This is a genomic window from Escherichia sp. E2661 (assembly GCF_004745185.1).
Lineage (GTDB): Bacteria > Pseudomonadota > Gammaproteobacteria > Enterobacterales > Enterobacteriaceae > Escherichia.
Genome location: NZ_PDIG01000003.1, coordinates 57,837 through 67,146 on the forward strand (window position 1 = coordinate 57,837; position 9,310 = coordinate 67,146).

Below are 9,310 nucleotides of genomic sequence, written 5' to 3' on the forward strand. Positions count from 1 at the left end.
ATCAGGGTCAAGAATTGAAATTGAGGGATGCCTGAATAGCAAAAAAGCGCCTTTAGGGCGCTTTTTTACATTGGTGGGTCGTGCAGGATTCGAACCTGCGACCAATTGATTAAAAGTCAACTGCTCTACCAACTGAGCTAACGACCCCTTGCGGGATTATGCTGCTTTAATCATTCAGGATGGTGGGTCGTGCAGGATTCGAACCTGCGACCAATTGATTAAAAGTCAACTGCTCTACCAACTGAGCTAACGACCCATATGGGCGTTACCTGAAAGATTTTTACTCGAATCCAATCTTTAAGATTGGTGGGTCGTGCAGGATGACTCGCTTCGCTCGCCCTACGGGCCGTTGCTAGCGCAACGTTATCCTTCACGCTTAACATCTGAGTTTGATGTTAAAATTGGTGGGTCGTGCAGGATTCGAACCTGCGACCAATTGATTAAAAGTCAACTGCTCTACCAACTGAGCTAACGACCCGAAGTGGTGGGTGATGACGGGATCGAACCGCCGACCCCCTCCTTGTAAGGGAGGTGCTCTCCCAGCTGAGCTAATCACCCCCGCTGTGTGGAGTCGCATTATAGGGAGAGTTGGAAATGAGTCAACGCATTTTCTAAAGAAATTGTTCGTTCGTCGTAAATTTAAGCAAGGTGATCGCAAAACAGACCGTGTTGCGCAATTTGTCAACGAAAACAATAATGCGTAAGGTAGCAACCCGAACTACATTGAGGAATCAGGCGGGAGTGATAGAATATCGCCCACTCAATTTTTCCAGGATTTGCCGGTTGTCGGCATCTTTCTAAACGTAAGGCCATTTCATGAAAATCAAAACTCGCTTCGCGCCAAGCCCAACAGGCTATCTGCACGTTGGCGGCGCGCGTACTGCTCTTTACTCCTGGCTTTTTGCACGTAACCACGGCGGTGAGTTCGTGCTGCGTATTGAAGACACCGATCTTGAGCGTTCCACGCCGGAAGCTATCGAAGCCATTATGGATGGCATGAACTGGCTGAGTCTGGAGTGGGATGAAGGCCCGTACTTCCAGACCAAACGTTTCGATCGCTATAACGCGGTTATCGATCAGATGCTGGAAGAGGGTACTGCCTATAAATGCTACTGCTCTAAAGAGCGCCTCGAAGCGCTGCGTGAAGAGCAGATGGCAAAAGGCGAGAAGCCGCGTTATGACGGCCGTTGCCGCCACAGCCATGAGCATCACGCTGATGATGAACCGTGCGTTGTACGTTTTGCTAACCCACAGGAAGGTTCCGTTGTTTTTGACGATCAGATCCGTGGTCCGATCGAGTTCAGCAACCAGGAGCTGGATGATCTGATTATCCGCCGTACCGATGGTTCTCCGACCTATAACTTCTGTGTGGTTGTCGACGACTGGGATATGGAAATTACTCACGTCATCCGTGGTGAGGACCATATCAACAACACGCCGCGCCAGATCAACATTCTTAAGGCCCTGAAAGCGCCGGTGCCGGTTTACGCGCACGTTTCTATGATCAACGGTGATGACGGTAAAAAATTGTCCAAACGTCACGGTGCAGTCAGCGTAATGCAGTACCGCGACGACGGCTATCTGCCAGAAGCACTGCTGAACTATCTGGTGCGTCTGGGCTGGTCCCACGGCGATCAGGAAATCTTCACTCGTGAAGAGATGATCAAATACTTCACCCTGAATGCCGTCAGCAAATCTGCCAGTGCGTTCAACACTGATAAACTACTGTGGTTGAACCATCACTATATTAACGCGCTGCCGCCGGAGTATGTGGCTACTCACTTACAGTGGCACATCGAGCAGGAAAATATTGATACCCGTAACGGCCCGCAGCTTGCTGAGCTGGTGAAACTGCTGGGTGAACGCTGCAAAACGCTGAAAGAGATGGCGCAAAGCTGCCGCTATTTCTACGAAGATTTTGCTGAGTTTGATGCCGAAGCTGCGAAAAAACATCTGCGTCCGGTAGCGCGTCAGCCGCTGGAAGTAGTGCGCGATAAACTGTCTGCTATCACTGACTGGACGGCGGAAAATGTTCACCACGCGATTCAGGCAACGGCGGATGAACTGGAAGTGGGCATGGGTAAAGTTGGGATGCCGCTGCGTGTCGCCGTTACCGGTGCAGGGCAGTCCCCGGCACTGGATGTTACCGTTCACGCGATCGGTAAGACACGTAGCATTGAGCGTATCAACAAAGCGCTGGCCTTTATTGCTGAACGCGAAAATCAGCAGTAATTAGCGTGTAAAAAGATAAACGGCAGGAGATAATATCCTGCCGTTTTTTATTTATGCTGATTCGTCAATATCGAGACGGGCGAGGAAATTGCGAATTCCTTCACGTGACAAAAATTGCGCGACTTTTTCCTGCTCAATGTCTGTCATATTATCTATCGCGTTGATGATTTGTCGATACGCCGGGGCGCGTGCTCCAGGAGCGTATTCAGCAATTCTCTCTTCAGCTTCCATCAACATTGGTGTGTTATGGAACGCAGGCGTGTTCTGAATAAACTCGCAAACCTGCGAATCGACCAGAATAAGTCTGGCACGACCTCCTTTCACGCCGGGAAATTTTTCCGTTCTCCAGCCTTTTTCTCTGATCCAACGGTTAACAGTTTGTTTAGCCACACCCAGGTATTCCGCCAGCTCTTCGGTGGTCATTTTATTACGTAATCTTTTCATATTATTTGCTGTCGCGAATCCCTAAGCGTTGTAATAATCCGATAATCCCTTCCCGCAGAAGCAAGGATGTAAACTGTTTTTGTTCAAGAGGCGTCATCTCTTTCGCCAGCGTCACCAGCAGCACTTCAAGCGGCGTATCGGCAGACAGTTCAGGAGCTTCTCTTTGATCGTCCGGACGTTCTGCATTACGAATATATTCACGAACTTGTTTATTGACGTGAATCAGTCGGGCCTTGCCACCCTGGACACCTGGTTTTGGTGATGTCGTCCAGCCTTGCTTGCGTACCCATTTATTAATGGTCTGGCGGCTATAACCGGTCAGCCTGGCAAGTTCATCTGGCGTCATCCTCTCCTTGAACATAACAATTCCCTGAATGATTGCGGGTCTATTAGTGGTTCATTTTATAACACCACTTTACAAGAAACCGTGACAGGAATAACTACTGAATGCGAGCGACTATCCAAAATAGTTCATTTGCCTGATTTTTCAGCGATTGAAACTACGCCTTGCAATTTGCCGTTGACACATTCGGGCGGAATTCATATGATGCCGCCCGTCAACTCGACAAGCTTTACGTGATGGGGCTATAGCTCAGCTGGGAGAGCGCTTGCATGGCATGCAAGAGGTCAGCGGTTCGATCCCGCTTAGCTCCACCAAATTTTGCACCCAGCAAATTTGGTACGTAAACGACTCGTGGGGCTATAGCTCAGCTGGGAGAGCGCTTGCATGGCATGCAAGAGGTCAGCGGTTCGATCCCGCTTAGCTCCACCAAATTTCAAACCCTCGCTGCAAAGCGGGGGTTTTTTGTCTCTGCTTTTTGCCGCTTTTGTAATACAGTCTACCTCCCAGGTTAGTGTTGCCTGTTGGAAACATCATTGGATGAAATATCGGCAACAGGTCGGTCCCTGTTTGCTTCGCGATGCGAATAAACTTATTATTTGTGTGCCTTAAAACCCCGATCAGTGAGAGTAGTGTACTCATGTTTGTGGAGCATAACCTGATAAAAAATATCAAGATATTTGCACTAGCGTTTACGCTCACCGTGGTACTTATTCAGCTATCCCGTTTTATCTCGCCACTTGCTGTTATCCATTCCAGCTATATTTTCCTGGCGTGGATGCCACTGTGCGTAATGCTATCAATATTCTTTATCTTCGGCTGGCGCGGTGTCGTTCCCGTTTTATGCGGAATGTTTTGCACCAATCTGTGGAATTTTCATCTCTCATTTTTGCAAACCGCCGTCATGCTTGGCAGCCAGTCGTTTGCTGTGCTGTGTGCCTGCGCAATATTACGCTGGCAGTTGGGAACGCGTTGGCGCTACGGATTAACCACCCGAAACGTATGGAAACGTCTCTTCTGGCTTGGTTTGGTGACGCCGTTCGGCATCAAAGGCAGCATGTATCTCGTGGGCAGGTTCTTTGATTTCCCACTAAAGATATCAACCTTTTTCGGCGATGCCGACGCGATTTTCACGGTCGTTGATTTACTAAGCCTTTTCACCGCCGTGTTGATTTACAACATGCTCTTTTACTATCTCACTCGCATGATTGTAAGTCCTCACTTTGCGCAGATATTGTGGCGCAGAGATATCGCACCGTCGCTGAGTAAAGAAAAACGCACATTTACCTTAAGTTGGCTGGCGGCTCTTAGCGTTCTGCTACTTTTGATGTGCACGCCTTATGAAAACGACTTTATCGCCGGTTATCTGGTACCTGTTTTCTTTATCATCTTTACCCTTGGTGTCGGTAAACTTCGTTATCCGTTTTTAAATCTTACCTGGGCTGTATCGACGCTTTTCCTCCTGAATTACAACCAGAATTTTTTACAAGGGGTGGAAACAGAATATTCGCTGGCATTTATTCTCGCGGTGCTGATTTCCTTTAGCGTTTGCCTGCTTTACATGGTACGCATTTATTATCGTAGCGAATGGCTTAACCGTCGCTGGCATTTGCAGGCACTGACCGATCCGTTAACGCTATTACCCAACTTTCGTGCACTGGAGCAATCGCAGGAGCAAGAGGCTGGTAAGAGTTTTTGCTGTCTGCGCATTGATAATCTTGAGTTTATGAGTCGCCATTACGGGTTAGTAATGCGCGTTCATTGTATCCGCTCAATTTACCGTACATTGCTGCCATTGATGCAGGAAAACGAAAAGTTGTATCAATTGCCGGGGAGCGAATTGCTGTTGGTACTGACCGGGCCGGAAACGGAAGGGCGGCTACAGCATATGGTTAACGTTCTCAACAGTCGGCAAATCCACTGGAACAACACCGGGCTGGATATGGGCTATGGTGCTGCCTGGGGACGTTTTGACGGTAATCAGGATACCCTGCAGCCAATGCTGGGGCAGTTAAGCTGGCTGGCAGAACAATCCTGCGTTCATCATCACGTGCTGGCGTTGGATAATCGAGAAGAGATTGCATCCGGGCAGACAACCAAACAGGTGTTGTTACTCAATACAATCCGTAAGGCGTTAGATAAGGGTGATTTGCTGCTCTATGCCCAGCCAATTCGCAACAAGGATGGAGAAGGTTACGATGAAATCCTTGCGCGTCTGAAATACGACGGCGGCATAATGACGCCTGATAAATTTTTGCCGCTTATTGCCCAATTTAACCTTAGCGCGCGATTCGATTTACAGGTGCTGGAATCCCTGCTGAAGTGGCTGGCAACCCACCCTTGCGACAAGAAAGGCCCGCGCTTTTCAGTCAATTTAATGCCGCTCACTCTGCTGCAAAAGAATATCGCCGGGCGAATTATTCGTCTGTTTAAACGTTACCGTGTCTCCCCGGAGGCTGTGATTATTGAGATCACTGAGGAGCAGGCGTTTTCTAACGCAGAAAGCAGTATGTACAATATCGAACAACTGCATAAGTTTGGCTTCCGTATTGCGATTGATGACTTTGGCACAGGCTATGCCAACTACGAACGGTTAAAACGTTTGCAGGCTGATATCATCAAGATTGATGGCGTCTTCGTTAAGGATATCGTCACTAATACACTGGATGCGATGATAGTGAGATCTATTACCGATCTGGCGAAAGCGAAGTCATTAAGTGTGGTCGCGGAGTTTGTCGAGACGCAACAGCAGCAGGCGCTATTGCATAAGCTCGGGGTGCAATATCTGCAAGGGTATTTAATTGGTCGCCCGCAACCATTAGTTGATTAACAGGCGTAAAAAAGCCGGGGAATTATCCCCGGCATTTGAGGTTGATGACAAACGGACAATTGCCTGATGCGCTGCGCTTATCGGGTCTGCATGGAAACACAATCTATTGAATTTGCGTTGTTTTGTCAGCTTGGTAGGGCATTTACGCCGCATCCGGCATAAAAAAAGCACACGTTGTCAACAAACTGAAGCCGGGGAATTATCCCCGGCTTTTTTAATGGATTCGCTTACAGTACCAGTGCTGCGATTGACGCAGACAGCACACTCACCAGCGTAGAGCCGTAAACCAGTTTCAGACCGAAGCGAGAAACCACGTTACCTTGCTCTTCGTTCAGGCCTTTAACGGCACCCGCGATAATCCCGATAGAAGAGAAGTTAGCGAAGGATACCAAGAACACAGAGAGGATACCTTCAGCACGCGGAGAGAGCGTGGAAGCAATTTTCTGCAGATCCATCATTGCAACGAACTCGTTGGAAACCAGTTTGGTTGCCATGATGCTGCCAACTTGCAGTGCTTCACTGGAAGGAACACCCATCACCCATGCAATTGGATAGAAGATGTAGCCCAGAATGCCCTGGAAGGAGATGCTGTAGCCAAACCAGCCAGTCACGGTAGCAAACAGAGCGTTCAGTGCAGCGATCAGGGCGATAAAGCCGATCAGCATTGCGGCAACGATAATGGCTACTTTGAAGCCTGCCAGAATGTATTCACCCAGCATTTCGAAGAAGCTCTGGCCTTCGTGCAGGTCGGACATCTGAATGTTTTCTTCGCTGGCATCAACACGGTAAGGGTTGATCAGCGACAGCACGATAAAGGTGCTGAACATGTTCAGTACCAGCGCAGCAACGACGTATTTCGGTTCCAGCATGGTCATGTATGCACCAACGATGGACATAGAAACGGTGGACATCGCCGTGGCTGCCATGGTGTACATACGATTACGGGAGATTTTGCCGAGGATATCTTTATAGGCGATAAAGTTCTCGGACTGACCCAGAATCAGGGAGCTGACGGCGTTAAAGGATTCCAGTTTGCCCATGCCGTTGACTTTGGAGAGCAGGAAACCAATTGCACGGATAATCACCGGCAACACGCGAATGTGCTGGAGAATACCAATCAGCGCAGAGATAAAGACGATTGGGCATAGCACTTTCAGGAAGAAGAATGCCAGGCCTTGATCATTCATGCTACCAAAGACGAAGTTAGTCCCTTCGTTGGCAAATCCGAGCAGTTTTTCGAACATTTCGGAGAAGCCTTTCACGAAGCCCAGACCAACGTCGGAGTTCAGGAAGAACCACGCCAGTAACACTTCGATAACAAGCAGTTGAATAACATAACGGATACGAATTTTTTTTGCGGTCGCTGCTTACCAGCAGTGCGAGAATCGCAACAACGGCAAGTGCCAGTACAAAATGAAGGACGCGGTCCATATTTGCTCCAAATATGAGGCAGGTTAAATTTCCGTGCACATTCTATGTAACATGGGTAAGGAAAACGAGATCTGACACACACTATAATGACGTCCTGTGACAAGCTTCAAAAATAGTGACCTGTCATACATTTTTGCTATGTTGTGTATGGAAGCTGAAAGTTATGTAAATGTGCTAACATTAAACATAATTATAACATTCAAATCATCAATCTTTTCGTAGTCATAATCCTGGTCTATCAGAGAAATCACCACAATCCATTTAAATGAATTTGATAATCATTCTCGTTTGACATAGCATGAAACATAGCAAAGGCTATGTTTTAGAGGCACAAGATGACGAACTATCGCGTTGAGAGTAGCAGCGGTCGGGCAGCGCGCAAGATGAGGCTCGCATTAATGGGACCTGCGTTCATTGCGGCAATTGGTTATATCGATCCCGGTAACTTTGCGACCAATATTCAGGCGGGCGCCAGCTTCGGCTATCAACTGCTGTGGGTGGTCGTCTGGGCCAACTTAATGGCGATGCTGATTCAGATCCTCTCGGCCAAACTCGGGATTGCCACTGGTAAAAATCTGGCGGAGCAAATTCGCGACCACTACCCACGTCCGGTAGTCTGGTTCTATTGGGTCCAGGCGGAAATTATTGCGATGGCGACCGATCTGGCGGAATTTATTGGTGCGGCGATCGGTTTCAAACTCATTCTTGGTGTTTCTTTATTGCAGGGGGCGGTGCTGACAGGTATCGCCACCTTCTTGATTTTAATGCTGCAACGTCGCGGGCAAAAACCGCTGGAGAAAGTGATTGGTGGGCTTCTGTTGTTTGTTGCCGCGGCTTACATTGTCGAGTTGATTTTCTCCCAACCGAATCTGGTGCAGTTGAGCAAAGGTATGGCGATACCGAGTTTACCGACCTCGGAAGCGGTCTTCCTGGCGGCTGGCGTGTTAGGGGCGACGATTATGCCGCACGTGATTTATCTTCACTCTTCGCTCACCCAGCATCTACACGGTGGTTCACGCCAGCAACGTTACTCTGCGACCAAATGGGATGTGGCGATTGCCATGACCATCGCCGGCTTTGTCAATCTGGCGATGATGGCAACGGCTGCCGCCGCGTTTCACTTTTCTGGTCATACTGGTGTTGCTGACCTTGATGAGGCTTACCTTACGCTGCAACCGCTGTTAAGTAATGCTGCGGCAACGGTTTTTGGTTTAAGTCTGGTGGCGGCGGGGCTTTCGTCAACGGTAGTGGGTACGTTGGCAGGGCAGGTGGTGATGCAGGGGTTCATTCGCTTTCATATTCCGCTGTGGGTACGCCGTACGGTAACCATGCTGCCGTCATTTATTGTCATTCTGATGGGATTAGATCCGACACGGATTCTGGTTATGAGTCAGGTGTTGCTCAGTTTTGGTATTGCTCTGGCGCTGGTGCCGCTGCTGATTTTCACCAGTGACAGCAAGTTGATGGGCGATCTGGTGAATAGCAAATGGGTTAAACAAATCGGCTGGATGATTGTGGTGCTGGTGGTAACGCTGAATATCTGGTTGTTGGTGGGAACGGCATTGGGGCTGTAGTTGAATGAGCGTCGCATCAGGCACCACTGGCGGATGCGGCGTAAAAACGCCTTATCCGCCCTACGCGTTAAATGAAGTGGGTTTGTAGGCCTGATAAGACGCGCAAGCGTCGCATCAGGCACCACTGGCGGATGCGGCGTAAAACGCCTTATCCGCCCTACGCGTTAAATGGAGCGGGTTTGTAGGCCTGATAAGACGCGCAAGCGTCGCATCAGGCACCACTGGCGGATGCGGCGTAAAACGCCTTATCCGCCCTACGCGTTAAATGAAGTGGGTTTGTAGGCCTGCTAAGACGCGCAAGCGTCGCATCAGGCATTGCGCTCCATTAGCGAATGTGTTTAATGACCGATCGCCCATGTCCACCGGCCTTTTCCGCGATGATCATCACGGTCGCGCCAGCCTTCGCGATAGCCACGCTCATACGCTTTACGCTTACTCCCGAGCCACTGGTGATACGCC

5 protein-coding genes, 6 tRNA genes and 2 pseudogenes are annotated in these 9,310 nt (G+C 49.1%); 5 read left to right on the forward strand and 8 right to left on the reverse strand.

What is annotated here, in order from left to right:
- Positions 1–71: 71 nt before the first annotated feature.
- The 4 genes from CRI63_RS02500 to CRI63_RS02515 form a co-directional block, all read right to left on the reverse strand.
- Positions 72–147: transfer RNA gene (locus CRI63_RS02500), tRNA-Lys, on the reverse strand.
- 33 nt (positions 148–180) lie between these two features.
- Positions 181–256: transfer RNA gene (locus CRI63_RS02505), tRNA-Lys, on the reverse strand.
- A 146-nt stretch (positions 257–402) separates the two neighbouring features.
- A tRNA-Lys gene (locus CRI63_RS02510) sits at positions 403–478 on the reverse strand.
- A 4-nt stretch (positions 479–482) separates the two neighbouring features.
- Positions 483–558: transfer RNA gene (locus CRI63_RS02515), tRNA-Val, on the reverse strand.
- Positions 559–816: 258 nt separating this feature from the next.
- Between CRI63_RS02515 and gltX the strand changes: the two genes are divergently transcribed.
- Positions 817–2,232 carry a glutamate--tRNA ligase gene (gltX, locus tag CRI63_RS02520; protein WP_130221976.1) on the forward strand — a complete coding sequence of 472 codons (1,416 nt, stop codon included), beginning with the start codon at positions 817–819 and terminating at the stop codon, positions 2,230–2,232.
- Positions 2,233–2,283: 51 nt separating this feature from the next.
- Here gltX and CRI63_RS02525 read toward each other — a convergent pair whose 3' ends face one another.
- Together CRI63_RS02525 and CRI63_RS02530 are read right to left on the reverse strand one after the other, a co-directional pair.
- Positions 2,284–2,676: a YfeC-like transcriptional regulator gene (locus CRI63_RS02525; RefSeq protein WP_135518411.1), complete on the reverse strand. Its 393-nt coding sequence runs from the start codon at positions 2,674–2,676 to the stop codon at positions 2,284–2,286.
- Position 2,677: 1 nt separating this feature from the next.
- Positions 2,678–3,037 (reverse strand): YfeC-like transcriptional regulator, encoded by a 360-nt coding sequence (locus CRI63_RS02530; protein ID WP_130207360.1) that lies wholly within the window; start codon positions 3,035–3,037, stop codon positions 2,678–2,680.
- Positions 3,038–3,257: 220 nt separating this feature from the next.
- Here CRI63_RS02530 and CRI63_RS02535 point away from each other — a divergent pair.
- The 3 genes from CRI63_RS02535 (at position 3,258) to CRI63_RS02550 (ending at position 5,846) form a co-directional block, all read left to right on the forward strand.
- Positions 3,258–3,333: transfer RNA gene (locus CRI63_RS02535), tRNA-Ala, on the forward strand.
- A gap of 39 nt (positions 3,334–3,372) precedes the next feature.
- Positions 3,373–3,448: transfer RNA gene (locus CRI63_RS02540), tRNA-Ala, on the forward strand.
- Positions 3,449–3,656: 208 nt separating this feature from the next.
- Positions 3,657–5,846, forward strand: a complete 2,190-nt coding sequence (locus tag CRI63_RS02550) for a sensor domain-containing phosphodiesterase (protein WP_130216876.1) — start codon at positions 3,657–3,659, stop codon at positions 5,844–5,846.
- Positions 5,847–6,073: 227 nt separating this feature from the next.
- Here the strand turns inward: CRI63_RS02550 and nupC are convergent.
- Positions 6,074–7,277: pseudogene (gene nupC / locus CRI63_RS02555) on the reverse strand (nucleoside permease NupC).
- A gap of 335 nt (positions 7,278–7,612) precedes the next feature.
- Here nupC and CRI63_RS02560 point away from each other — a divergent pair.
- Entirely contained in the window at positions 7,613–8,851 is a 1,239-nt protein-coding gene (locus CRI63_RS02560) for an Nramp family divalent metal transporter (RefSeq protein WP_130216878.1), read from the forward strand.
- Between the two features lie 338 nt (positions 8,852–9,189).
- On the opposite strand, the pseudogene CRI63_RS24180 reads toward CRI63_RS02560, so the two are convergent.
- Positions 9,190–9,310: pseudogene (locus CRI63_RS24180) on the reverse strand (hypothetical protein); the annotation flags it as partial.